Below are 22,424 nucleotides of genomic sequence, written 5' to 3' on the forward strand. Positions count from 1 at the left end.
TGCGCTCATTGTGATCCCGTTCGCGGCCCGAGGTGAAAGCGCCCGCTGTAGCGGAACACGTCGCCGAACCAGCGGTGGCGCAGCAGCATCTTCATGGTGAAGCGGTCGGCATCGGCCGGGTCGGGCCGTTCTTCGACGTAGGCGGTGCCGAGAAAGAGGCCGAGCGGCAGCGGGATGCGCAGCCCCGCGATGCGCCAGACATAGCCCATGTCGCGGAACACCACCGCGCCTTCTTCCGCGCTCACAGCGAGGCGCATGCCGATGCCGAAGCGCACGTACTCGATCACCTCGCTGCCTTGAGCCGCGTCGTGCTCCATGTGCGAGCGGAAGTGGAAGGGCGGCCTGCCGGGGAAGTGGAAGACGCGGTCCCAGTAGAGCGTGGCTTTCTCGGGGCTGCAGCGGTAGTGCACTTCGATCGGCACGTCCTTGCCCTGGTGCGGCACCAGCGCGCCGAACAGCCGGCCGAAGGGTATCAGCAGCGCGGCCCAGGGCGCATGCCAGACCTCGTCCATGGTGCCGCGCACGCAGACGTGGTCGTTGGAGAAGGGCCGCATCGTGTAGTGGCGGCGGATGACGTCGCCGAGCCGGTTCCACGCGGGGCCCAGCGCCTGCTGGAAGACGGGCTGCACCGTCGTCATCCGGCGGTGGCCGCCGTTGCCGTGGCCTCGCTGCGCGCCTTGTAGAAGCGCAGGATGTTCTCCGAGGCGTCGTCCAGCAGCAGGTGCATGACACGGTCGGCATACCAGTTGAAGCTGGTGCTCAGCCGCCACGACACCGCCACGCGCAGCTCGGTGCCACCGTCGCGCGGTGTCAGCGTGTAGGTGGCGTCGCGCAGGTCGAAGTACTGGCCGCCGATCATCACGTGGTCGTCGAGCGCGCCGGCCGGGAAGGAATCGGGCGAGAAGCGGAAGCGCCACTTCAACAGGCGGTTGGGCTCCCACTCGGTGATGACCTCTTCGAAGTGCACGTTCTTCTGCCACTGCACCTGGCGCACGCGGCCCTCGGGCGTGTCGACCGTCACGCCCGACACCGGCATCGGCACGCCGATGCGGTAGGCCCATGCGTCGCCGACCTCGGCGGGGTGGATGTCGCTCGCGGCATTGAGCTCGTGCCACACCCGCTCGGCCGGCGCCGCGATGAAGAGCGCGCGCGAGGTGTTCGAGAAGCGGTCGGGGTTGGGCAGCTGGGGCTCGATGGCGCCGAGCACCAGCGGCAGCATCGCGAAGCTGTAGATGGCCTGCTTGGGCCAGTTGGTGACGCGGCACACGATGCCCATCGCGAGCCCGCCCACGCTGCCCATGGTGGCGAACAGCGGCACGATGACGATGGCGCAGATCAGGCCTTCGATGAACACCAGCAGCGTTCCGCCGACGAAGAGCGAGGTCGCCACCCACGGCGCCCAGATGTAGTACCACCAGTTGCGACGCTCGATGCGCTCGGCCATGTAGACCGTGACCGCGCCGCACACCGCGGGCACGAAGTAGACGAAGGAAGCCAGCATGGCCGAGTAGGGCTTGCCGGGGGCGCTGCTGAAAATGAGGCGCAGCACGAGCGCGACCGCGGCGCCGATGGCCACCGGCCAGAACCAGCCGAAGGGCATGCCGCGAACGGGCTTGGGCTGTGCTTCTTCGCTCATCGCGGGCTGCGGTTCGACGGGGGCCAGCCCGGCGAACCTGCTTTCTTCGGGATCGTTTTGCATGAAAAGCCTCTTCTCCTCTGTCTGTTTGTATTCGTGTTGCGCTCAGTCGGCGCGGCGCCTGGCGGTGACCATGCAGTAGTCGAAGTCGCGCCAGAACATGCCCAGCGCGAGCGCGCAGTAACTGGCCACGATGTGCTTGCGCCGCCATGGGCTGAGCCTGCCGCGCGCCTTCCAGAGTTCGGCCAGCGTGAAGCGGGTGGCCAGCACCGGGATGTGCAGCGCGCTGGGCGCGACGCGCCAGCGCAGCGACTTCACTTCCACGTCGTCGAAGCCGTGCTCATGCAGTGCAGCGATGAAGTCTTCGCGCACGGCCAGCGTGGGCACGGCCCAGCTGTCGGCCCACAGGCGGTGCAGCCAGCCCGCGAGGCGGCCGGGGCTGCGGCGAAGCAGGAAACCGTCGACGACCGCGAGGCGCGCGCCGGGCTTCAGCAGCCGCGCGGCTTCGCGGACGAAGTCGGCCTTGCCGGTGCCGCCGGCATAGCAGGCGCTCTCGATGGCCCACGCGCCATCGGCTTGTGCGGCGGGCAGGCCGGTGCGGGTGTAGTCGGCTTCGAGATGCGCCATGCGGTCCGCCACGCCCGCAGCGGCGTCGAGCTTCGCGGCGATGCGGTTCTGCACGGCAACGTTGGTCACGGTGATGGCATACAGCGAAGGGTTGTCGCCGACCAGTGTTCGCGCGGTGGCGCCGGCGCCACAGCCCATGTCGATCACGCAGCGGCGTTGCGCTGTGCTGCCGGGCCGTGCCTGGCCGAGCTGCAGCGCGCGGCCGACCACGCGGTTCATTTCCACCAGCATGCCTTCGCGCCGCAGCGGGTTCAGGCCCGCGCGCCAGAAGCCGAAGTGCATGTTGTAGCTGGGGCTCCACGCGCTGTAGTCGACTGCGACTTCGGTGAAGTAGTCCTGTGTGTCCTCGGCCGTGATGGGCGCGCTAGCGTGGCTCGCCGGTATACGCAGGGTCGTGTCGTGGGGCGTGCGGAGGTCGGGCCGGAAAACAGTGGACATGGCGATTCCCTCAGATGGTTGTTGGTTGGTTCTCAGAGGCGGCAGTTGCCGTCGTCGCAGGAGGGCGCGACGCGCCCCGCCAGCCTTGCGGCCAGCCAGCGCGGAATGCGGTAGCGGTTGCGCGCCAGCAGCGCGTAGGCGCGGTCGGCCAGCGGTGCGACCAGAGGCAGGTCGAGCAGGAAGCTGCCGCTGGACAGGCCGACCGCCGTGCGGCAGATGCGGATCGCCGGCACGCCGACGAAGACCCGGCCTTCGGCGTCCGATACGTGGATGGACGCCATCAGCGCATTGCGCGGGGCCGGACCGCTGCTGAACGCCGCTGGCGAGCAGTCGACCAGTTGCAGCCGGGCTGCCGCGTCGCGCGCCTTGAGGCTGCCCATTTCGGCCGAGCAGATCGCGCAGCTGGCGTCGAAGTAGATCGTGAGCGGGTAGGCGGGAAGGGCGGGGCGGCTCATGGTGTTCTTGGTTATCGATATTTCTGTCAAAACAGAAATTAATGGGCAAAAAAAGAGACCTCAGATCATCGGCAGGCTGGCATGGTGCGCGTCGAGGTCATCGCCCTTGCCGCCCTTGCCGGGCGATGCCGATTCGCCGCGAACGAACTTCTGCACGCTGGCGCCCAGCGTCATCACCTTGTCGAGCGTGCCGGGCGACAGCCGCAGCATTTCGTCGGCCCAGGTGGCGAGCTTGTCCATGAGTTCCATGGTGGAGCGGATGCGGTCCTGCGCATCGGCGGGCTCCTTCTGGAAGTCGGGGCTGGAAACCAGCTCGCGCAGTACGCGCACGGTCGGGTCGAACTCGCGTTCCTTGCGCTCGCGCACGACGGTGCGGAACAGCTCCCACACGTCGACGCTGGTCTCGAAATAGTCGCGGCGGTCGCCCAGCGTGTGGGTCACGCGCACGAGGTTCCAGGCCTGCAGTTCCTTGAGGCTGTTGCTGATGTTGGAGCGGGCCACGCCGAGCGTTTCGCTCAGTTCCTCCGCGTTCATCGGCTTGCCGTGCGCGAAGAGCAGCGCGTGGATCTGCGAGACGGTGCGATTGACGCCCCACATCGAGCCCATTTCACCCCAGTGCAGCACGAACTTGCGTTGAATGTCGGTGAGTTCCATGGCGTCGAGTTTAGGATTTACGAAATTTCTGTCAATAGAGAAATAGAAAAATCGGCGACGAATGTGAATCGGTGAAATACTGTATGAATACACAGTATTTAAGCCAAGGAGCTGTCATGCCAACTGCACGGATTCCCATTCACGCCATCAAGGGCCGCGGTGCGGTCACGCAACTCGCGCATCGTTTTTCGAAGGACGAGCGCAACGCCTTCGACGACGGCTGGGGCACGCTCGAAGAAAGCGTGGCCGAGGCCGACGAGCTGCAGCCCATCGCCACCGAGATCCGCTTCGAGGACGTGAAGTCGGTGCTCAACGAGAACGACTCGCCCGACGTCCCCTTCGACCGCTCGATCAATCCCTACCGCGGCTGCGAGCATGGCTGCATTTATTGCTTTGCCCGGCCCACGCACAGCTACCTGAATCTCTCTCCGGGCCTCGACTTCGAGACCAAGCTCATCGCCAAGCGCAACATCGTCGAGGTGCTGCGCGCCGAACTTGGGCGCAGGAGCTATCGACCCAGCCACGTCGCCATCGGAACCGCCACCGACTGCTACCAGCCCATCGAGCGCGAACTGCGGCTCACGCGCTCGATCATCGAACTGCTGAAGGAAACGCGGCACCCGTTCGCGCTGGTCACCAAGTCGAGCGCCATCGAGCGCGACCTTGACCTGATCGCGCCCATGGCGGCCGACCGCCTTGCGGCCGTGTACGTCACCGTGACCACACTCGACGGCGAACTCGCCCGAAAACTGGAGCCGCGCGCCGCAGCGCCGCATCGGCGGCTGCGAACCATCCGTACGCTGGCCGCGGCCGGCGTGCCGGTGGGCGTGAGCGTGGCGCCGCAGATCCCCTTCGTGACCGAGGACATGGAACTGGTGCTCGAGGCCGCGTGGGAGGCCGGCGCGCGCAGCGCCTTCTACACGGTGGTGCGGCTGCCCTGGGAGGTGGCGCCGCTCTTCAAGGAATGGCTTGCGCTGCACTATCCGCAGCGCGCCGATCGCATCATGGCGCGCATCCACGAGATGCGCGGCGGCAAGGACTACGACGCCGACTTCGCCACGCGCATGAAAGGCTCGGGCCTGTGGGCCGACCTGATCCACCAGCGTTTCGAGAAGGCCGCGAAACGCCTTGGCTTCAACCGCGAGCGCATTCCGCTGGACATCACCGCGTTCCGGCCGCCGGGCGCGGTGGGGCAGGGCAGCCTGTTCTAGGTGCGCGGGCTGGAGGCCCGGTGGGCAAGGTGGATCACGGCCCCGCCCTGCCGGGCCATTTGTCCCGCAAAGATTTATATATGAATCGGCAAAAGGCCAATTGCGGAAAAAACGTCTTGGCGGAGATAGTGGATTAGATCAACTATCCGCTATTTCCCTATAAATGGCGGCCGCGCGGAATAGCTCGCGGCGACGGCCTATTTGAAGTTTATTTTGCGGAGGCACCCGTCGATGATAATTGGTCAGTTGCTGCTCAGTTTCTTGTAATTGTATCCGCGCCTGATAGATTTTGATCGATTGCAAAGCAGTGATTGATCGATAGCAAAAACGGAATTGATAAATCGAAGCGCGCAAGCAAATTTGAAATCACCTATTGACAGAAAGAATCTCGTGCTCGACCTGAATGAAGTCGCAATGTTCGTCCAAGTCGCGCGCTTCGGCAGTTTTGCCGAGGCGGCGCGGCAGCTGCGCATGCCCTCGGCAACGGTGAGCCGCCGCATCCAGCAGCTCGAGGCGCGCCTGGGCACCCGGCTGATGCAGCGCTCGACCCGCAAACTGACGCTGACCAGCGCGGGAGAAACCTTTCGCGAACGATGCGGCCCCGCGGTCGAGGAGCTGATCGAAGCGGGGCAATCGCACGTCTGCGGCAACCAGGAGCCGTGCGGCCCGGTACGGGTGGCTGCATCGGCCAGCTTCTTCGAATACTTCGAGATGGAATGGGTGACGGCGTTTCTCGATGCACATCCTTTGGTCCAACTCGACTTCGTTCTCAGCGATGTCCCGGCGGATCTCATTGCCGATCGCATCGACGTGGCGTTTCGCATTGGCCCACTGGCGGACTCGAGCTACGTTTCCCGAAGGATTTTCGCGAGCGACGCTGGCCTCCTGGCCAGCCCTGCCTACCTGGCGGCGCACGGTGTACCCGGCACTCTGCAAGAGCTGAGCGAGCACGAATGCCTGACGCAGCCACCGGAAACCGGCAGCCACGCCATCTGGCGCATGCAGGGGCCTGACGGTACAGAGGAAGAGGTGCGAGTGAGAGGGCGCTTCACCAGCAATGTGCAGGTGGCGCTGCGCAGGGCCGCCTGCGCCGGGCTCGGCATCGTCGCGTTGCCGGCGGTCCTGACGGCATCGGAAGTGGCCACGGGCCAGCTGGTGCCCGTGCTGCCGCAGTACATGCGAGCGGGCCGCGGCATGAGCGTGGTGTATCCCAGCCGCCAGCAGCGTCCCCTGGCAGTTTCGGCATTCGTCGACATGGCGGTGGAAAAACTCTGCCTGCAGGAATGGCTGCCGCTGGCCAGCGCGGAGCCGGCGTGAGCGAGGGCGGGTGGCCTCAATTGACGCGACCCATATTGGGGAATTGAGCTTTTTCTTGGTGCATGACATGCAATGTGTCATGCCCATTGCCCAAAACTGAGTGGCTGAACCCCACTTGTGGTGCTAGCAACGAGTCATAAAGTAGTAAAAAATTGTCGCATGCGCTGATTTGTTTCATGCGGAATGTCCTTGCGGACGGCTTCGAATGGGACGCCTCTTTCAGCACAGGCCAATTCATCCATTTTCATCGTTTTCAAGATGGGTCGAACTTTATTTAGCAAGGGAGATAGTGGATGCAAATTGATCGAATTGGCACGAAGTGCGGGTGGTGAACTGACATGAGCGCTGCAAGCAGGACATGCCCATCGCTGAGGCTCGGCGTCTACAAGCTGCCGCTTGCCGAAGTCGTCGTGATCCAGACGATCGTGCGGCTGTATGCGAGCGACGCCGCGTTCCCGTGGCAGCTGGTCAATGCGCCGCCGTACGACGCGCTGCTGGTCGATGGTGCCGCCGTGGAAGAGGGTTGCCCGCAGGTGGCCGGCATGGCCGCTGCCGTGCTCAGGCTCACGCGCATGCATTCGGGCGGAAAGCCGGACACGCTGGAGCGGCCGATACGTGCCGACAGGCTGCAGCAATGGCTCAAGAGCACCGAGCACGCGCTGCGCGAGGCGACGCCCGCGCGGTTGACGCTGGACGACGCAGCCGCCCTGGAGATCGAAGTTTCCGATTCGGTCCGCTTCATGCTTCGCCGCTGGCCGCCAGCCCTGCTGTTGCGCAACGACCTCGACAACATCCGCATGGCGAGCCTGCTGGCACGGCGTGCATTGAATGCGGGCGAACTGGCCGGCATCAGCCAGCTTCCGTTCTCCCAGTGCGTTTTATTCCTGCATTCGCTGCAAGCAGCCGGCGTGCTTGAACTGCATGTGGGGCCGGCGGTGCCTTCCTACGCGCCGCGCAGCGACGGGGCAGTGCGACGCGACTTCGGGATAGGTCTCATGAACGGCATCCGCCGCCGGCTGGGCCTGCGAACCTCATGCTGAAGGAAGGATGAGGGAACTTCTGAGGGAGGTCCGGTCCTGCCGCGCCACGAGAGCCAACTCACCCGATGACTTCAGGCCAGTCCGTATGGAAGAACTGTCCTTCGGGCTTGTCGGTGCGCTCATACGTGTGCGCGCCGAAGAAGTCGCGCTGCGCCTGCAGCAGGTTCGCCGGCAGGCGCTCCGTGCGGTAGCTGTCGTAGTAGGCCAGCGAGGCGCTGAACGCAGGCACCGGAATGCCGTTGCTCACCGCCAGCGCCACCACCTCGCGCCAGTTCTGCTGCGTGCGGTTCAGCAGGTCCTTGAAGAACGGATCGAGCATCAGGTTGCCCAGCGCCGGGTCGGTGCGGAAGGCGTCGGTGATGCGGTTGAGGAAGCGCGCGCGGATGATGCAGCCGCCGCGCCAGATGGAGGCGATGCCGCCGAGGTCGAGCTTCCATTGCTTCTTGTCGCCCATCGTCTTGATGAGGTCGAAGCCCTGCGTGTAGCTGATCACCTTGGACGCATACAGCGCGTCGTGCACCTTGGCCACCAGCGCCTTCTTCTCGAGCGAGAGTTCGATCTTCGGGCCCTGCAGCAGCTTGCTCGCCGCCACGCGCGCCTTCTTCTGCGACGACAGCACGCGCGCCTCGACCGCGGCGTTGATGGTGCTGATGACCACTGCGTTCTCGGCCGCGTTGATCAGCGTCCACTGGCCCGTGCCCTTCTGGCCCGCCTTGTCGAGGATGAGGTCGACGATGGGCTTGCCCGTTTCCGGGTCCTTCTGTTCGAGCGCCTTGGCGGTGATCTGGATCAGATAGCTCTGCAGCTCGCCGTTGTTCCATTCGTTGAAGATCGCTGCCATCTCGTCCGTGCTGAAACCGGCCGCCTTGAACAGGTTGTAGGCCTCGCAGATCAGCTGCATGTCGCCGTACTCGATGCCGTTGTGCACCATCTTCACGTAGTGGCCGGCACCGCCGGGGCCGATGTGGATCACGCAGGGCTCGCCGTCCACCTTGGCCGCGATGCTCTCGAAGATAGGCTTCATCACCTCCCAGGTGGAAAGCGGACCGCCCGGCATGATCGACGGGCCCTTGCGCGCGCCTTCCTCGCCGCCCGACACGCCCGCGCCGATGAAACGCAGGCCCTTGGCTGCAAGGTAGGCGTCGCGGCGCTCGGTGTCGGTGTAGAGGCTGTTGCCGCCGTCGATGACGATGTCGTCCTTGTCGAGCAGTGGAATGAGCTGTTCGATCACCTGGTCGACCGGCGCGCCGGCTTTCACCATGATCTGGATCTTGCGGGGCCTGGCCAGGCTCTGCACGAACTCCTCGAGCGTCTTCGCGCCGACCAGCTTCTTGCCGGGGTTGGCCGCGATGAAGGCTTCGGTGGTCGCCTCGGTGCGGTTGTACACGCTGACCTGGAAGCCGCGGCTTTCCACGTTCAGCACAAGGTTCTGGCCCATCACGGCCAGGCCGATCAATCCGAAATCGCTTTTGTTGCTCATGGCCCGTTCTTTCATGTGCGTGCGCCGGAATGCCAGCGCACCGGTTTGGTTTGCGGCACATTTTGCCGGTGTCAGGCCCGGGACAGGGCCGCGGGCGGTTTATTCCCGCTTGGCAAGCGGGCATGGCTTGGGTATGTTGGCGCGCATGAACGACGCTGCCATCCACCGCTGGTCCACCGACGCCGTGCCGCCCGCGCAGCGGCTGGACTACTGGGTGGGTGCGGTCTGCGAGGGCTTCCTGGAGATGGACGTGACCAGCCCGGTGGCGGGCAGCTTCGGCGCCACGCTGGAATCGGCGCCGCTGGGCCCCATCGTCGTCAACCAGGTGCGCGGCAGCGCGCAGGACGTCTACCGCACGCGCCGCGCCATTGCCCACAGCCGCAACAACTACTTCTACCTGCTGTGCAAGACTGACTCGGCCTGGGTGGCCGTGCAGGACGACCGCTCGGCGCGGCTGCTGCCGGGCGACGCGGTGCTGGTCGATTCGCGCCGGCTCTACGAATTCCACCTGCTGCAGTCGGCGGACACCATCTCGCTCGAACTGCCGACCGCCTGGGTCGATGCGTGGATTCCCGACGCGGGCGACCAGGTGGCGCGGCGCATCGACGGGCATTCGAGCTGGGGCGGCGTGCTGTGCGGCTTCGTGCGGCAGCTCTCGCCGGAGCTGGCGGCCAGGCCGCCGATGCCCGCCGAACTGCTGAGCGACCAGCTCGGCGGCCTGCTGGCGCTGGCCACCGGCAGCGGCTTCGCGGATGCACCCGACAAGGGCAGGGCGGCACTGCGCCGCCGCGTGCTCGACGCCACGCGGGAGAGGCATGCGGAGCCGGGCCTGACGGCCGCGAGCGTGGCGCGCGGGCTGGGCATTTCGGAGCGCAGCCTGCATCGCTGCCTGGCTGGCGGCGGTGAAAGTGTCGCTGAGAGCTCCACCACCTTCGCTGTTGCGTTGGCCGGTTTCCGCATGGCGGCGGCGCGCCGCATGCTCGCTGATGCACGTTTCGACCGGCTGGGCATCGCCCAAATCGGGTATCGCGTGGGCCTGGCCGATGCTTCACACTTTGTTCGCCAATGCCGCGCGCACCTGGGCTCCACACCCGGCGAACTGCGGCGCCGGCGCTGAACTGGCGCGAACCGGCCATCCGCGTGGCAGGCATCGGCCATTCGCGGCATCGCCCTGTTCCTAAAGTTCCTCTCCATCGCAACAACGAAAGAGACACCCATGTCCGACACCTACGTTCTGGTCCACGGCGCGTGGCATACCGGCGCCGAGATCGAAGCCGTGGCCGACGGTCTGCGCGCAGCCGGCCACACCGCGTACTGCCCCACGCTCGCGGGCAACAACCCCGGCGACGACCGCGCCAGCACCACGCTGGAGGACGCGATCGCCTCGGCCGTGCGCTACATCGAGGAGAAGAACCTCACCGAGGTCCGCCTCGCGGGCCACAGCTACGGCGGCATGGTGATCTCGGGCGTGGCGGACCGCATCGCGCCGCGCCTGAAGCGGCTGGTGTACATCAACGCCTTCGTGCCGCTCGATGGCGAGTCGCTCAACGACATGGTGCCGCCGCCCTACGTTGCGATGTTCGACGCCGTGGCGGCCGCCAACGCCAACGCGGTGACCCTGCCTTTCGAGATCTGGCGCGAAGCCTTCATCAACGACGCCGACCTGGCGACCGCGCAGGCGGCCTACGAAAAGCTCAACCCGCATCCGTACCACACCTTCACCGACAAGATCAGGCTGCGGCAGCCGCTGGCCGCGCTGGCGCTGGGCAAGTCGTACGTCAACTGCCAGCAGGACACCGCGATGCCGCACGGCATGCCGTGGCATCCGCGCCTGTCGGAGCGGCTGGGCCTGTTCCGCCTGGTGGAGTGCCCCGGCAGCCACGAGATGTTCTTCTCGAACCCAGGGCGGCTTGCTCAGGCAATCCTGGAGGCGGGGCGGGACTGATCGTTCAGTTGCCGCCGAAGAGCGCGTCGTACACGCGGATGGATGCGTAGGCGTCGTTGGCCGCGTAGCGGATCTGCGCCTCGGTGAGCTGCCGGTTGGCCCAGTTCGACGTGGTCGCCTTGCGCGACTTGATGAAGCGGCGGTTGAACACCAGCGCCACGGCCGCCTTCACGCCGACCGACTTGCGGTAGCCGCGGTGGCGGAATTCGGTGTCGATGTCGAACACCGCCTTCGGCTCGATGCCGAGCCGCAGGCGGATCAGCGTGAGATCGCCCGAGAGGCCGAAGCCGACCTTGCGCAGCTCGGCCGAGGCGATCAGCGTGGCCACCACCGGGTTGCACTCGGTGCGGTGCAGCTGGAACAGCCACGCCGTGTCGCGCGTCGAGAACTGCACCACGTGCGGGCCGCCCGACACCTCGTTCTTCGCGAAGGTGGGCTTCGATTCGGTGTCGAAGCCGGCGATGCCGGCTGCCAGCAGCGTGGCGGCCGCGCGCTCGGCCTCCTGCAGCGTGGTGACGACGACGATGTCCTTGGGACCGAGGCCTTCGAAGGGTTCGAGCAGCGCGATCTGTTCGCGTTCGGGAAGAGGCGGGAGCGTCGGGTTGTGGGCGCTCACCGGGAGGCTGCCTTGCTTGTCTTTTTCTTCACTGCGGCTTTCCTGGCGGGTGTTTTCTTAGGCTTCGGCGGCTGGCCCGAGCGCAGCGCCGCCTCGTAGGCGCGGCGGCCCCAGAGTGCGGCTTCGTGCCGGTCCTCGAACAGGTCCGCCGGGGCTTGCCGGTACGACATCGGCATCGACTGGCCCTGGCGCACGTAGGTGAACGGCGGCAGGTCGAGCGCGTCGAAGTACGGCGCGCTCTCGGCATCCGACTTGAGGTAGAGCGTGTCGTTGGCCACGAGGGCGATCATGCGGTCCTCGTGCCACACGCCATGGCCGCCGAACATGCGGCGCGTGCGGATGCGGCCCAGGCGCTCGAAGGTTTCGTGCAGGCTATCGACGAAATCGCTCATGCCGTGATCTCGATGCGGTTGCCGTCCGGGTCCAGCACCACGCTTTCGTAGTAGCCGTCGCCGGTGCGGCGCGGGCCGTCGAGCAGCGGATGGCCGTCGGTCTTCAGGCGTTGCGTGAGTTCGTCGACTGCCGCGTCGGAGCCCACGCTGATCGCGAGGTGCGTCCAGCCCATGCGCTGTGCCCCGGCCTCCGCCGTCACGGGAGAGAGCGTGCTCGTCGTCATGGCCTCGATGCGTGCGCCGTCGCCAAGGCTCAGGAAGCACGAGGCAAAGCCCTTGGCCGGGTTGACGTAGCCCGCGCCGGCGGTGGCGCCGAAATAGTCGACATAGAAGCGCTTGCAGCGCTCGAGATCGGTGGTCCAGAGTGCGATGTGGTCGATGCGCATGGAGCGGGGAAAAATTGGAATGGATTCAGCCGATGCGCCATGGCGGGCGCGAGGGCGACCAATGGTAGGCGATGCGTTCGCGGCCGCTCGCCGGATGGCGGTCGACCGCGCCGCGCTGGAGGCCATAACGCTCGTAGAAGCGCTGCGCCGGCGTGTTGGTGGCGGCCACGTGCAGCCACCAGCCGGTCGGAAAGCGAACGCAGGCCTCGTCGAGCAAGGCCTTGCCCAAGCCCTGGTTGCGCAGGTGGGGCTCGACGAAGAGTTGCGCCACGTACTCGCTGCGCTCCAGCAGCACCATGAACGCCAGCACCTGCCCGTCGCGCTCCGCCAGCACCACGTCGGCGGGCGACCCGAATTCGGTCTGCACGCGGCGCAGCCAGTGGGCGATCGGTTCGATATGGGGGAGGCCCCGGTTGGCCGCGATCCACGCGCGGCGCCAGATGCCGGCCAGCACCATGTTCTCTTCGGCGGTGCCTTCGCGCGACCGCAGATGGAAGGCGGGAATTTGGGCGGCGGACATGTGTTTCATGATACGGCGCGAGGCCGCCGCGGTCGATGAGGCTTTACGCGCGCAGCGTTTGCGCGTGGTGCGCGATGTGGTCGGCCATGAAGCTCTGGATGAAGTAGTAGCCGTGGTCGTAGCCCGCGTGGCGGCGCAGCGTGAGCGGCTGGCCGGCTGCGAAGCAGGCGGCCTCGAACGCCTCGGGGTGCAACTGCTCGGCGAGGAACTTGTCGGCCAGGCCCTGGTCGACGAGGATGCCTTGCGGGTAGGGCGGCGCGACCTGCGATTTCATGAGCGCGCTGGCGTCGTGTGCGAGCCACTGGGCGCGGTCGGCGCCGGGGCGGCCCAGGTAGCCGCCGAACGCCTTCTCGCCCCATGGGCACTGCGTGGGTGCGCAGATCGGCGCAAAGGCCGAGAGCGACTTGAAGCGCCCCGGATGCCGCAGCGCCAGCGTGAGTGCACCGTGGCCGCCCATCGAGTGGCCGGAGATGCCGATGCGCTCGCCGTCGATGGCGAAGTGCCGGGCCACCAGCGGCAGCAGCTCGTGCACGATCCAGCTTTCCATGCGCCAGTGCGTGGCCCAGGGTTCGCGCGTGGCGTCGAGGTAGAAGCCGGCGCCGATGCCGAAGTCCCAGTCGTCCTTCGCGCCGGGCACGCACTCGGCGGCGGGGCCGCGCGGGCTGGTGTCGGGCGCGATCAGCGCGATGCCCAGGCTCGCGGCCATGCGCTGTGCGCCGGCCTTCACCGCGAAGGTTTCTTCGTTGCAGGTCAGGCCCGCGAGGTAGAGCAGGGCGGGCACGCGCTCGTGTGCGACCTGCGGCGGCAGGTACACCGAGAAGCGCATCGGCAGGCCGATTTCATGCGAGCGGTGCTCGTGGAAGCTTTGCACGCCGCCGAAGGCATGGTGTTCGGAAAGGGTCTTGGGGCTGTTGTCGGTCATTGCGGGTTCTGGCTGCGCAGGGCGGGCACGAGTTCGAGCACGGCATCGGCAAAGACGCGCGGCGCTTCCTGCGGCATGTTGTGGCCCACGCCGGGCACAAGGCGGTGCGAACGCGGCCCGCTGAAGCGGTGCGCGTGCGCCGATGCGTCGGCGGGCGGGCGCACGCCGTCGTCGAGGCCGTCGAAGGTGATGGCGGGCACTGTGACCGTGGGCTGCGCCGACAGGCGGCGTTCGATGCACGCATAGGCCGGGTCGCCCGGCACGAGGCCGAAGCGATGGCGGTACGACTGGATCACCACGTCCACGAAATCGGGATGGTCGAAGGCGGCGGCGCTGCGCTCGAAGGTGGCGTCGTCGAATTTCCACGTGGGCGACCACAGCTTCCACAGCAGCTTCGTGAGCGCCTTGCGGTCTTTCCCGAGGCCGGCGCGGCCGCGCTCGCTGTGGAAGTAGTACTGGTACCAGAGGCTGTGCTCGTTGGCCGGCGTGTCCGGCTCCATCGCCTTGGCGATGTCCTGGATGTTGTAGCTGTTGAAGGACACCAGCCCCGCGACGCGTTCGGGCCACAGCGCCGCGACCACGCAGGCAGCGCGGCCGCCCCAGTCGTAGCCGGCCAGCACCGCGCGCTCGATCTTCAGCGCATCGAGCAGCGCGAGCAGGTCGGCGCCCAGCGCGGCCTGCTCGCCCGAGCGCGGCGTGGCCTCGCTCAGGAAGCGCGTGGCGCCGTAGCCGCGCAGGTACGGCACGATCGCGCGGCAGCCCTGGTCGGCCAGCATCGGCGCGACTTCGGCATACGTGTGGATGTCGTACGGAAAGCCGTGCATCAGCAGCACCGGCGGGCCATCGGCGGGGCCGGTTTCGAAGTACGCGACTTCGAGCACACCGGCCTCGATCTTGCGCAAGGGCTCCATGCGGGTCATGGCCGGTGCCTCCAGCGGTCTTAGTAAAGGACGACGCCGCGGATGGACTCGCCGCGCTTCATCAGATCGAAGCCCTTGTTGATGTCTTCCAGCGGCATGGTGTGCGTGATGAGGCTGTCGATGTCGATCTTGCCTTCCATGTACCAGTCGACGATCTTCGGCACGTCGGTGCGTCCGCGCGCACCGCCGAAGGCCGAGCCTTCCCACTTGCGGCCGGTGACCAGCTGGAACGGACGGGTGCTGATCTCCGCACCCGCCTCGGCCACGCCGATGATGATGCTGCGGCCCCAGCCCTTGTGCGTGCACTCGAGCGCCTGGCGCATCACCTTGGTGTTGCCGATGCACTCGAAGCTGTAGTCGGCGCCGCCGTCGGTCAGCTGCACGATGGCGTCGACGACGTTCTCGGTGTCCTTCGGGTTGATGAAGTGCGTCATGCCGAACTTGCGCGCCATGGCCTCACGCTCGGGGTTCAGATCGACGCCGATGATCTTGTCGGCGCCCACCATCTTCGCGCCCTGGATCACGTTCAGCCCGATGCCGCCGAGGCCGAACACCACCACGTTGGCGCCGGCTTCCACCTTGGCCGTGAAGATCACCGCGCCGATGCCGGTGGTGACACCGCAGCCGATGTAGCAGACCTTGTCGAAGGGCGCATCCTCGCGGATCTTGGCCAGCGAGATCTCGGGCGCGACCGTGTAGTTGCTGAAGGTCGAGGTGCCCATATAGTGGAAGATGGGTTTGCCGTCGAGGCTGAAGCGCGAGGTGGCATCGGGCATCAGGCCCTTGCCCTGCGTGCCGCGGATCAGCTGGCACAGGTTGGTCTTGCGGCTCAGGCAGAACTTGCACTGGCGGCATTCGGGCGTGTAGAGCGGGATGACGTGGTCACCCTTCTTGAGCGTGGTGACGCCGGGGCCCACGTCGACCACGATGCCCGCGCCTTCATGGCCGAGGATGGCCGGGAAGATGCCTTCGGGGTCGGCGCCCGAGAGGGTGTAGTAGTCGGTGTGGCAGATGCCGGTGGCCTTGATCTCGACGAGCACCTCGCCGAACTTCGGGCCTTCGAGGTCCACGGTTTCGATGGTGAGTGGGGCTCCGGATTTCCAGGCGACGGCGGCTTTGGTTTTCATGGTGTTCGGTCTTCAGAAGCGGGGATGGATGAGGATTCTCAGGCAGGGCCAGCAGGGAAGATACCCGACATGCCGATGAACCCGGGCAGGTGGCGGAAATCCCAGACCCAGTTTCGCAGCGCGGGAAACTCGTCGAGCGAAATGCCGCCCTCGCCGGCGAGCGCGACATACGGGAAGCAGGCAAGGTCGGCAACGGTCGGATCGGGTGCCGAGGCCAGCCAGTGCAGCCCGGTGCTCGCCTGTTCGGCGAGATGGTCGTCGAGCATGCGGAACACTGCGCGCGCGCCGCTGCGGCAGGCCTCGATGTCGAGGTGGTGATAGCCGAGCGCATCGTGCAGCCGCGCGGCCGATGCCGTGCGCGTGATCTCGTCGGCGGTGGCGAGCCACATCGCGATCTGGCCGCGCAGCTTCGCGTCGCAGGGATACCACCGGCCTTGCGTGTCGTAGAAGCTTGCGAGGTACACAAGGATGGCTTGCGCATCGCGCAGCAGGAAGCCGTCGTCGTCGAGCACCGGGAGCTGGCCGAGCGGGTTGACGTTTGCAATGAACGCGGCGGACTTGTGTTCGCGTCCCGGAAAGAAATCGACCGGCACCGTGTCGTACGCGATGCCCAGCCAAGCCAGCATCTGCCGCACCTTGAAGCAGTTGCCCGACAGCGGGTAGTCGTAGAGCTTGATCGTCGTCGTCATGCCGCTGCCCTCACGCCGAAGCGCATGCCGCGCTCGCGCAACCAGCGCCGGTAGGTGACGGAGGAGGTGTCGCCGCGCGTCGGTGTCTCGGCGCGGCCTTCGAGCGGCATACGCTTGAAGGCATGGTTCTCGAGGATCGGCTTGTCCTGGCCGAAGATGGTGTGCTGGAAGGCGATGAGCTCGGCATTGGTGGAGTCTTCGTCGTAGCAGGCGAGGACGGTGTGGGCGATCACGTGTTCGTCGTCGATGGGCTGCAGGAAGAGGCCGATGGCATCGAGTTCGCCCGCGCGAAAACTCGACTTGTAGAGCATAGCCGAGAAGGGCTGCATCACGCGGTACTTGTAGAACACCTCGCTGCCCGCATCGTGCGCGGCCGAGGCGCGTGGCTGCCAGAAGCGGCAGTCGGTGGCCCAGATCTCGCCGGTGCCGGGATCGACCTGCACCTCGTATTGCGCCACCTCGGTGTGCGGCACCTTGCCGAGGTAGTCGGCGTGCACGAAGGGAAAGTGCGCCATGTCGAGAAAGTTCTCGATCACGCGCAGGCCCGACACCGCCACGCCGATGCCGCCGCAGTCGACGATGCGGCGGCCGGGCTCGGCGTATTCCGGAAACTCGAAGAGGGGACGCGCGGGGCGGCCGCTCGGGCAGACCCAGAGATAGCCGTAGCGCGACTGCACGGCGAGCGCATGGTCGCCGAGGTGGCATCGAGGCGTGCCATCGGTATCGGTGCGGAGTTGCACGGTTTCGCCCAGCAGGCGTGTCGTCCGGGGCATGGGTGCGGCGGGCCCGACGACCAGCCAGTCGTCGAGCATGTTGGGATCGTCTGTGACGAAGGGCATGGTGGTTCCTTCAGCCTTGTGGTTGTGCTTCGATGTCGGAGCGCAGCTTCCGCGCGGCTGCGTGCAGCGTCTTCATCGCGCTGGAGCCGGGGGCGGCCTCCGTCCACAGGTGGACGAAGGTGAGCCGGGGCTGCGCTTCGAGCAGCAGCGCGACGGTCTTCACCTCGTTGAGCGTGCCCTGCCAGGCACCCGACCCAGCGTCGATGGCGAAGCCCTGCCGTGCGAGGGCTTCGCGCACGGCCTGCGCGCCGGCGCAGACGGTCAGCGTGCGGCAAAAGTGCCAGCCGGCCGGTACGGCGCCGGCCAGCGACGGCGGCGCAGCCGAGATGTCTTGCGCAAGGTTGACCCACAGCATGCCCGCGGCATCCACCGCGGCAAACACCTTGGCGCAGACGTTGCGCGGCGCCTGCATGGCCGGGTGGGCCGGAATGTGAGTGCACTGCCCGCTGCCCGCGGCGTACTGCCAGCCGTGGTAGGCGCAGGAGAGGCGGTTTTCGATCACCTGGCCGAGCGTGAGGCGCACGCTGCGGTGCGGGCACCGGTTTTCCCACGCCTGGGCGGCGCCGTCGGCCGAGCGCCAGAGCGCGAGTTCCTGGCCTTCCGCGAAGCCGGCGACGATGTTGGCGCCGGCGCGCACGCCGGCGGAGGGTGCCACTGGATGCCAGGTGCAAGCGTGTGGATTCGTCATGTTGCCCCGGTTGAAAGCAGGGTACGTCGGGTAGCGCTGTGCATCGGGGTTTTCTCCAGTCGTGGGAGCTCGGGGCTCGGTGGGGATGGCATAGCATTCGGTGTGCCGCCAGCAAGCACCGAACCTACCGTTTCTGTTCCCTTGATGAAAGCCAAATGCCGAGACGCTACTTTTCATTCCTGAAACGCTGGCCCGCATGAGCCGCATCGATCTCGCGCTGATCGAAGCCTTCGTGCTCGTCGTGCAGAGCGGCAGCCTGACGAAGGCCGAGAGCCTGTCGGGCGTGTCCAAGGCCACGCTGAGCCGCCAGCTCACGCGGCTGGAGGAACTGCTGGGTGCGCAACTGCTGATGCGCAGTTCGCGCAGCGTCGCTCCGACCGAGGCGGGGCGCGCGTTCTTCGCGCGCTGCGAAGGCCTGCTCGACGAGGTGACGGGCCGGCTGGAAACGGCGTGCACCGAAATCCAGGAGATCACGGCCGGCGTCTCGGGCAGCCTGTCGCTGCTGTCCGATACCCAGTTCAGCACCTCCTTCGTCTGCCATGTGGTGAAGCTGTTCCTCGAATCGCACCCCAACGTGCGCTGCCACCTCGACGTGGCGAGCCGCCTGAACGCGCCGCAGATCGGCGAGGTGGACTGCTATGTCTGCTCGGAGCCGCCCGATGTGCCGAACCTCGTTGCCAAGCTGCTTGGGCGGCTGAATTATGGCCTCTATGCGAGCCCGCAGTACCTGGAGTGGCAGGGCATGCCGCAAGCGCCCGACGAGCTGCTGCGCCATCGGTCGATCGTGATGAAGGAGGGCTCGGGGCCGTCGCAGGTGCTGGTGTCGGGCGCGTCGGGCAGCTATGCGTTTCGCCCGGAGCCGGCTTTCGAGACCAACGACCACTGGGTGATGAAGACCTTCTGCATCGACGGCTTCGGCATCGCACTGCTGCCGGTCTTTTTCGCCCGGCCCGAAGTGGCGCAGGGCGTGCTGGTGCCCGTGCTGCCGCAATGGCAGCCGGAGCCGCGGCGCATCTACTGCGCCTTCCAGCGGCAGCGCTACATGGGACAGAAGCTGCGGGCGTTCGTCGATCTCATGGCGCGCTGCGTGGTCGATATCGATTCGTACAACTACTACGTCGGCTCGTCCGCAGCCAGGCCGCCCCGGGTGGTCGCGAGACCATAATGGAGGTCGCCTGACGCCTCATCCATCATGAAGAAAATACTCGTCCTCAACGGCCCCAATCTCAACCTGCTCGGCACTCGCGAGCCCGAACAGTACGGACGCGACACGCTGGCCGATGTCGAGCGCCTGTGCAAGGACACGGGCGCGAAGCTCGGCGTCGAGATCGAATGCCGCCAGTCGAACCACGAAGGCGTGCTGGTCGACTGGATCCAGGAAGCCGGCCGTGAAGTTGCTGCCGGCAACATGCTCGGCGTGGTGATGAACCCCGGTGCCTACACGCACACCTCGATCGCGCTGCACGATGCGATCAAGGGCGCGAGCGTGCCGCTGATCGAACTGCACATCTCGAACGTGCATGCGCGCGAGGAGTTTCGGCACAAGTCGTACATCTCGCCTGCGGCGCGCGGGATCATCGTGGGGCTGGGCGTGAAGGGCTACACGCTTGCCATCGCGGCCTTGGTTCCCTGAGGGGAGTTTTCGCGGAACACCGCGGAACCGGCTTTGCCGGGCCGCTGGTGTTGCCCCCTGCAAGGGGGTTGGCTCAATACTGCTGCTTGGGCGCCGCGGCCTTCCAGCTGCGGCTGATGCGCCCGGCGCTGTCGATGCTTTCCAGGTGCACGTCGAAACCCCAGAGCCGCGCGACGTGCTTCAGCACTTCTTCCGCCCCGTCGTGCAGAGGCAGGTTGTTGCGCTGCGTGTGGCGCAGCGTCAGCGAGCGGTCGCCGCGCGTGGCCACGCTCCACACCTGGATGTCGGGCTCGCGGCTGCTGATGTCGTACTGGCGTGAGAGAGATTCGCGCAATGCGTGGTAGCCGCTGTCGTCGTGGATGGCGGACACCTCGAGCTCGGCCTCGCTCTGGTAGTCGCGGATCGAGAACAGGCGGAAGTCGCGCATCGTCTTCGGGCTCAGGAACTGGCCGATGAAGCTCTCGTCCTTGAAGTTGCGCATCGCGTAGTCGAGCGTCTTGACCCAGTCGGTGCCTGCGAAGTCGGGGAACCAGCGGCGGTCTTCCTCGGTCGGCTTCTCGCACACGCGACGCAGGTCGGTCATCATCGCGAAGCCGAGGGCATAGGGGTTGATGCCGCTGTAGGCGCGGTGGCCCACCGGCGGCTGGAAGATCACGCCCGTGTGCGAGCTGAGCCACTCCATCATGAAGCCGTCCGCCAGCTGGCCGCGGTCGTACATGGTGTTGAGCAGCGTGTAGTGCCAGAAGGTGGCCCAGCCTTCGTTCATGACCTGCGTCTGGCGCTGCGGATAGAAGTACTGTGCGATCTTGCGCACGATGCGCACCACCTCGCGCTGCCAGGGTTCGAGCAGGGCGGCGTTCTTCTCGATGAAGTAGAGCAGGTTCTCCTGCGGCTCCGACGGAAAGCGCCGCGCTGCATCGGACTCGGCCGCTTGCTCGGCCCGCCGGGGCAGCGTGCGCCAGAGGTCGTTCACCTGCTGCTGCATGTGGCGTTCGCGGTCGGCGCGCTGAATGCTTTCCTGCGCCAGCGAACGCTTCTGTGGACGGCGATAGCGGTCGACGCCGTAGTTCATCAGCGCATGGCAGGAGTCGAGCAGTTCTTCCACCGCATCGAGGCCGTGGCGCTCCTCGCACTCGGCGATGTAGTGCCGCGCATATACCAGGTAATCGATGATGGACGAGGCGTCGGTCCACATCCGGAACAGGTAGTTGCCCTTGAAGAAACTGTTGTGGCCGTAGGCCGCGTGCGCGATCACCAGGGCCTGCATGGCCATGGTGTTCTCTTCCATCAGGTAGGCGATGCACGGATCGGAGTTGATGACGATCTCGTAGGCCAACCCCATGTGGCCGCGCTTGTAGTTCTTCTCGGTCGAGATGAACTGCTTTCCGTACGACCAGTGGCGGTAGATCATGGGCATGCCCACGCTGGCGTAGGCGTCCATCATCTGCTCGGCGGTGATGACTTCGAGCTGGTTCGGGTACACGTCGAGGCCGTAGCCCTTGGCGGTAAGGGCGATCTCGGTGTGGTAGGTCTCGATGAGTTCGAAGGTCCAGTCGGAAGGGCTGGGCAGGCGGTCTAGCGCTCGTTCGGTGATCATGATGCCACCCCTTCCTTCTTGAACAGGTCGCGGAATACCGGGTAGATGTCTTGCGCGTCCGACACCTTGCGCATCGCAAAGTTGGGCTCGACACCTTCGAGCTGCTGATATTCCTGCCACAGGTTCTGCTCGGTCTCGGCCACCTGCACGTAGGCGTAGTAGCGCACCACGGGCAGGATGTCGTTGACCAGCAGTTCGCGGCAGCGGCCGCTGTCCTGGTGCCAGTTGTCGCCGTCGCTGGCCTGCGCGCCGTACACGTTCCACTCGCCGCTCGGATAGCGTGCCTTGATGATCTCGTCCATCAGCACCAGCGCGCTCGACACCACGGTGCCGCCGGTTTCCGTGGCGTGGAAGAACTCTTCTTCCGTCACCTCTTGCGCCTGCGTGTGATGGCGCAGGAACACGAGGTCGATGGTCTCGTAGTGCCGCGTGAGGAACATGTAGAGCAGCATGAAGAAGCGCTTGGCCATGTCCTTGCGCGCCTCGTCCATCGAGCCCGACACGTCCATCAGGCAGAACATCACGGCCTTGGCGCTGGGCACGGGCGTCTTCACGCGGTTGCGGTAGCGCAGGTCGATGGGGTCGATGTAGGGCACGTGCCGCATGGTGCGGCGCAGCTCGGCTATCTGCTCTTCGGTCTCGCGTATTTCCTTCTGGATGAGCGCCTGGTCGGCCTGCGGGTGCTGCTTCAGGTGTTCGAGATGCGCTTCGAGGCGCTTGAGCTCCTTGCGAGGCTCGCCGCCCAGCGCGATGCGGCGGGCGAGCGCGCCGCGCATCGAGCGCACCACGTGCAGGTTGTTGGGCGAGCCGTCGCTCGTGAAACCGGCGCGGTGGCTCTTCCACTCGGGCACGTCGGCGATCTGCGTGCGGATGAGGTGCGGCAGCGCGAGGTCGTCGAAGAACACGCGCATGAACTCCTCGCGCGTCAGGCGGAAGACGAAGTCGTCCTCGCCTTCGCCGCTGTCGCCGGCCTCGCCGCTGCCGGAGCCGCTGCTGCTCCCTCCTTCGGGGCGCTTGATGCGGTCGCCCTTCAGGTACTCCTGGTTGCCCGGATGCACGTATTCGCGGTCGCCGCCGCGCGCGTGCCCGAACACCGGTTCGGACACATCGTGGCGCGGCAGGGTCACATCTTCGCCTTGCTCCAGTTCGCGGATGTTGCGGCCGCTGACGGCGCGCCTCACCGCTTCCTGGATCTGCCCCTTGTAGCGCCGGAGGAAGCGCTCGCGGTTGCCAATGGACTTGTTCTTGCCCGATAGCCGGCGGTCGATGATCTGCTGCAGGATGGCCACGAT

At 66.3% G+C, this 22,424-nt stretch carries 26 protein-coding genes; 7 read left to right on the plus strand and 19 right to left on the minus strand.

All coding sequences use genetic code 11. The annotated features are described in order from the left end of the window. Positions 1-5: 5 nt before the first annotated feature. The 5 genes from ASD05_RS07855 to ASD05_RS07875 are packed head-to-tail and all read right to left on the minus strand — an operon-like array spanning position 6 to position 3,810. The gene (locus ASD05_RS07855; RefSeq protein ID WP_056589981.1) at positions 6-638 is read right to left on the minus strand and encodes a DUF4166 domain-containing protein; all 633 of its coding nucleotides are present in this window, start codon (positions 636-638) and stop codon (positions 6-8) included. Next, positions 635-1,699 (minus strand): SRPBCC family protein, encoded by a 1,065-nt coding sequence (locus tag ASD05_RS07860; protein WP_056589984.1) that lies wholly within the window; start codon positions 1,697-1,699, stop codon positions 635-637. The genes ASD05_RS07855 and ASD05_RS07860 overlap by 4 nt, the downstream gene beginning before the upstream one ends. 42 nt (positions 1,700-1,741) lie before the next feature. Further along, the gene (locus ASD05_RS07865; protein ID WP_056589987.1) at positions 1,742-2,701 is read right to left on the minus strand and encodes an SAM-dependent methyltransferase; all 960 of its coding nucleotides are present in this window, start codon (positions 2,699-2,701) and stop codon (positions 1,742-1,744) included. Between the two features lie 32 nt (positions 2,702-2,733). Beyond that, positions 2,734-3,156: a thiol-disulfide oxidoreductase DCC family protein gene (locus tag ASD05_RS07870; protein ID WP_056589991.1), complete on the minus strand. Its 423-nt coding sequence runs from the start codon at positions 3,154-3,156 to the stop codon at positions 2,734-2,736. A 60-nt stretch (positions 3,157-3,216) separates the two neighbouring features. After that, on the minus strand, positions 3,217-3,810 hold the full coding sequence (locus tag ASD05_RS07875) for a GbsR/MarR family transcriptional regulator (protein ID WP_056589994.1): 594 nt from the start codon (positions 3,808-3,810) through the stop codon (positions 3,217-3,219). 116 nt (positions 3,811-3,926) lie between these two features. Between ASD05_RS07875 and ASD05_RS07880 the strand changes: the two genes are divergently transcribed. Together ASD05_RS07880 and ASD05_RS07885 are read left to right on the plus strand one after the other, a co-directional pair. Further along, positions 3,927-5,021 carry a PA0069 family radical SAM protein gene (locus tag ASD05_RS07880; RefSeq protein ID WP_056589997.1) on the plus strand — a complete coding sequence of 365 codons (1,095 nt, stop codon included), beginning with the start codon at positions 3,927-3,929 and terminating at the stop codon, positions 5,019-5,021. A 390-nt stretch (positions 5,022-5,411) separates the two neighbouring features. Next, positions 5,412-6,338 carry a LysR family transcriptional regulator gene (locus ASD05_RS07885; protein WP_056590001.1) on the plus strand — a complete coding sequence of 309 codons (927 nt, stop codon included), beginning with the start codon at positions 5,412-5,414 and terminating at the stop codon, positions 6,336-6,338. A 16-nt stretch (positions 6,339-6,354) separates the two neighbouring features. On the opposite strand, the gene ASD05_RS30020 is transcribed toward ASD05_RS07885, so the two are convergent. Beyond that, positions 6,355-6,516, minus strand: a complete 162-nt coding sequence (locus ASD05_RS30020; protein WP_157610024.1) for a hypothetical protein — start codon at positions 6,514-6,516, stop codon at positions 6,355-6,357. Positions 6,517-6,676: 160 nt separating this feature from the next. Between ASD05_RS30020 and ASD05_RS07890 the strand changes: the two genes are divergently transcribed. Next, a complete protein-coding gene (locus ASD05_RS07890; RefSeq protein WP_056590004.1) occupies positions 6,677-7,378 on the plus strand; it encodes a hypothetical protein in 702 nt (233 codons plus the stop codon). 58 nt (positions 7,379-7,436) lie between these two features. On the opposite strand, the gene gnd is transcribed toward ASD05_RS07890, so the two are convergent. Beyond that, positions 7,437-8,858: a decarboxylating NADP(+)-dependent phosphogluconate dehydrogenase gene (gene gnd / locus ASD05_RS07895; RefSeq protein ID WP_056590007.1), complete on the minus strand. Its 1,422-nt coding sequence runs from the start codon at positions 8,856-8,858 to the stop codon at positions 7,437-7,439. A gap of 145 nt (positions 8,859-9,003) precedes the next feature. Between gnd and ASD05_RS07900 the strand changes: the two genes are divergently transcribed. Both ASD05_RS07900 and ASD05_RS07905 read left to right on the plus strand, forming a co-directional pair. Then, the gene (locus ASD05_RS07900; protein WP_056590411.1) at positions 9,004-9,975 is read left to right on the plus strand and encodes a helix-turn-helix domain-containing protein; all 972 of its coding nucleotides are present in this window, start codon (positions 9,004-9,006) and stop codon (positions 9,973-9,975) included. Between the two features lie 99 nt (positions 9,976-10,074). Beyond that, the gene (locus tag ASD05_RS07905) at positions 10,075-10,803 is read left to right on the plus strand and encodes an alpha/beta fold hydrolase (RefSeq protein WP_056590010.1); all 729 of its coding nucleotides are present in this window, start codon (positions 10,075-10,077) and stop codon (positions 10,801-10,803) included. A gap of 4 nt (positions 10,804-10,807) precedes the next feature. On the opposite strand, the gene ASD05_RS07910 is transcribed toward ASD05_RS07905, so the two are convergent. The 10 genes from ASD05_RS07910 to ASD05_RS07955 are packed head-to-tail and all read right to left on the minus strand — an operon-like array spanning position 10,808 to position 17,902. Beyond that, positions 10,808-11,419 carry a 3'-5' exonuclease gene (locus ASD05_RS07910; protein WP_056590013.1) on the minus strand — a complete coding sequence of 204 codons (612 nt, stop codon included), beginning with the start codon at positions 11,417-11,419 and terminating at the stop codon, positions 10,808-10,810. Beyond that, on the minus strand, positions 11,416-11,811 hold the full coding sequence (locus ASD05_RS07915; RefSeq protein ID WP_056590016.1) for a TfoX/Sxy family protein: 396 nt from the start codon (positions 11,809-11,811) through the stop codon (positions 11,416-11,418). The genes ASD05_RS07910 and ASD05_RS07915 overlap by 4 nt, the downstream gene beginning before the upstream one ends. After that, positions 11,808-12,197: a VOC family protein gene (locus ASD05_RS07920; RefSeq protein ID WP_056590019.1), complete on the minus strand. Its 390-nt coding sequence runs from the start codon at positions 12,195-12,197 to the stop codon at positions 11,808-11,810. The genes ASD05_RS07915 and ASD05_RS07920 overlap by 4 nt, the downstream gene beginning before the upstream one ends. Before the next feature lie 25 nt (positions 12,198-12,222). Beyond that, entirely contained in the window at positions 12,223-12,717 is a 495-nt protein-coding gene (locus ASD05_RS07925; protein ID WP_235507899.1) for a GNAT family N-acetyltransferase, read from the minus strand. Between the two features lie 43 nt (positions 12,718-12,760). Next, positions 12,761-13,639, minus strand: coding sequence for an S-formylglutathione hydrolase (fghA, locus tag ASD05_RS07930; RefSeq protein WP_056590026.1), 879 nt, complete (start codon positions 13,637-13,639; stop codon positions 12,761-12,763). Then, positions 13,636-14,559, minus strand: coding sequence for an alpha/beta fold hydrolase (locus ASD05_RS07935; RefSeq protein WP_056590029.1), 924 nt, complete (start codon positions 14,557-14,559; stop codon positions 13,636-13,638). The genes fghA and ASD05_RS07935 overlap by 4 nt, the downstream gene beginning before the upstream one ends. A 20-nt stretch (positions 14,560-14,579) precedes the next feature. Further along, on the minus strand, positions 14,580-15,686 hold the full coding sequence (locus ASD05_RS07940; RefSeq protein ID WP_056590032.1) for an S-(hydroxymethyl)glutathione dehydrogenase/class III alcohol dehydrogenase: 1,107 nt from the start codon (positions 15,684-15,686) through the stop codon (positions 14,580-14,582). A gap of 38 nt (positions 15,687-15,724) precedes the next feature. After that, positions 15,725-16,375: a glutathione S-transferase family protein gene (locus ASD05_RS07945; RefSeq protein ID WP_056590035.1), complete on the minus strand. Its 651-nt coding sequence runs from the start codon at positions 16,373-16,375 to the stop codon at positions 15,725-15,727. Further along, entirely contained in the window at positions 16,372-17,214 is an 843-nt protein-coding gene (locus ASD05_RS07950) for an aromatic ring-hydroxylating oxygenase subunit alpha (protein ID WP_056590039.1), read from the minus strand. Before ASD05_RS07950 ends, ASD05_RS07945 begins: the two co-directional genes overlap by 4 nt. Before the next feature lie 10 nt (positions 17,215-17,224). After that, on the minus strand, positions 17,225-17,902 hold the full coding sequence (locus ASD05_RS07955) for a Rieske 2Fe-2S domain-containing protein (protein ID WP_056590043.1): 678 nt from the start codon (positions 17,900-17,902) through the stop codon (positions 17,225-17,227). Between the two features lie 196 nt (positions 17,903-18,098). Here ASD05_RS07955 and ASD05_RS07960 point away from each other — a divergent pair, with 196 nt between their 5' ends. Together ASD05_RS07960 and aroQ are read left to right on the plus strand one after the other, a co-directional pair. Continuing rightward, positions 18,099-19,067, plus strand: a complete 969-nt coding sequence (locus ASD05_RS07960; RefSeq protein ID WP_056590046.1) for a LysR family transcriptional regulator — start codon at positions 18,099-18,101, stop codon at positions 19,065-19,067. 27 nt (positions 19,068-19,094) lie between these two features. Then, positions 19,095-19,535 carry a type II 3-dehydroquinate dehydratase gene (aroQ, locus tag ASD05_RS07965; RefSeq protein ID WP_007835124.1) on the plus strand — a complete coding sequence of 147 codons (441 nt, stop codon included), beginning with the start codon at positions 19,095-19,097 and terminating at the stop codon, positions 19,533-19,535. 73 nt (positions 19,536-19,608) lie between these two features. Here the strand turns inward: aroQ and ASD05_RS07970 are convergent, their stop codons facing one another. Beyond that, complete coding sequence (locus tag ASD05_RS07970) at positions 19,609-21,132, minus strand: SpoVR family protein (RefSeq protein WP_007835130.1); 1,524 nt, start codon at positions 21,130-21,132, stop codon at positions 19,609-19,611. After that, positions 21,129-22,421: a YeaH/YhbH family protein gene (locus ASD05_RS07975; RefSeq protein ID WP_007835132.1), complete on the minus strand. Its 1,293-nt coding sequence runs from the start codon at positions 22,419-22,421 to the stop codon at positions 21,129-21,131. Before ASD05_RS07975 ends, ASD05_RS07970 begins: the two co-directional genes overlap by 4 nt. Positions 22,422-22,424 lie beyond the last annotated feature (3 nt).

The organism is Variovorax sp. Root434, assembly GCF_001426595.1.
Classification (GTDB): domain Bacteria; phylum Pseudomonadota; class Gammaproteobacteria; order Burkholderiales; family Burkholderiaceae_C; genus Variovorax.

Coding starts and splice junctions, on each gene's coding strand:
- ASD05_RS07855 (WP_056589981.1), bottom strand. CDS start 638: ATGACGACGGTGCAGCCCGTCTTCCAGCAGGCGCTGGGCCCCGCGTGG.
- ASD05_RS07860 (WP_056589984.1), bottom strand. CDS start 1,699: ATGCAAAACGATCCCGAAGAAAGCAGGTTCGCCGGGCTGGCCCCCGTC.
- ASD05_RS07865 (WP_056589987.1), bottom strand. CDS start 2,701: ATGTCCACTGTTTTCCGGCCCGACCTCCGCACGCCCCACGACACGACC.
- ASD05_RS07870 (WP_056589991.1), bottom strand. CDS start 3,156: ATGAGCCGCCCCGCCCTTCCCGCCTACCCGCTCACGATCTACTTCGAC.
- ASD05_RS07875 (WP_056589994.1), bottom strand. CDS start 3,810: ATGGAACTCACCGACATTCAACGCAAGTTCGTGCTGCACTGGGGTGAA.
- ASD05_RS07880 (WP_056589997.1), top strand. CDS start 3,927: ATGCCAACTGCACGGATTCCCATTCACGCCATCAAGGGCCGCGGTGCG.
- ASD05_RS30020 (WP_157610024.1), bottom strand. CDS start 6,516: ATGAAACAAATCAGCGCATGCGACAATTTTTTACTACTTTATGACTCG.
- ASD05_RS07890 (WP_056590004.1), top strand. CDS start 6,677: ATGAGCGCTGCAAGCAGGACATGCCCATCGCTGAGGCTCGGCGTCTAC.
- gnd (WP_056590007.1), bottom strand. CDS start 8,858: ATGAGCAACAAAAGCGATTTCGGATTGATCGGCCTGGCCGTGATGGGC.
- ASD05_RS07900 (WP_056590411.1), top strand. CDS start 9,004: ATGAACGACGCTGCCATCCACCGCTGGTCCACCGACGCCGTGCCGCCC.
- ASD05_RS07905 (WP_056590010.1), top strand. CDS start 10,075: ATGTCCGACACCTACGTTCTGGTCCACGGCGCGTGGCATACCGGCGCC.
- ASD05_RS07915 (WP_056590016.1), bottom strand. CDS start 11,811: ATGAGCGATTTCGTCGATAGCCTGCACGAAACCTTCGAGCGCCTGGGC.
- ASD05_RS07920 (WP_056590019.1), bottom strand. CDS start 12,197: ATGCGCATCGACCACATCGCACTCTGGACCACCGATCTCGAGCGCTGC.
- ASD05_RS07925 (WP_235507899.1), bottom strand. CDS start 12,717: ATGTCCGCCGCCCAAATTCCCGCCTTCCATCTGCGGTCGCGCGAAGGC.
- fghA (WP_056590026.1), bottom strand. CDS start 13,639: ATGACCGACAACAGCCCCAAGACCCTTTCCGAACACCATGCCTTCGGC.
- ASD05_RS07935 (WP_056590029.1), bottom strand. CDS start 14,559: ATGACCCGCATGGAGCCCTTGCGCAAGATCGAGGCCGGTGTGCTCGAA.
- ASD05_RS07940 (WP_056590032.1), bottom strand. CDS start 15,686: ATGAAAACCAAAGCCGCCGTCGCCTGGAAATCCGGAGCCCCACTCACC.
- ASD05_RS07945 (WP_056590035.1), bottom strand. CDS start 16,375: ATGACGACGACGATCAAGCTCTACGACTACCCGCTGTCGGGCAACTGC.
- ASD05_RS07950 (WP_056590039.1), bottom strand. CDS start 17,214: ATGCCCTTCGTCACAGACGATCCCAACATGCTCGACGACTGGCTGGTC.
- ASD05_RS07955 (WP_056590043.1), bottom strand. CDS start 17,902: ATGACGAATCCACACGCTTGCACCTGGCATCCAGTGGCACCCTCCGCC.
- ASD05_RS07960 (WP_056590046.1), top strand. CDS start 18,099: ATGAGCCGCATCGATCTCGCGCTGATCGAAGCCTTCGTGCTCGTCGTG.
- aroQ (WP_007835124.1), top strand. CDS start 19,095: ATGAAGAAAATACTCGTCCTCAACGGCCCCAATCTCAACCTGCTCGGC.
- ASD05_RS07970 (WP_007835130.1), bottom strand. CDS start 21,132: ATGATCACCGAACGAGCGCTAGACCGCCTGCCCAGCCCTTCCGACTGG.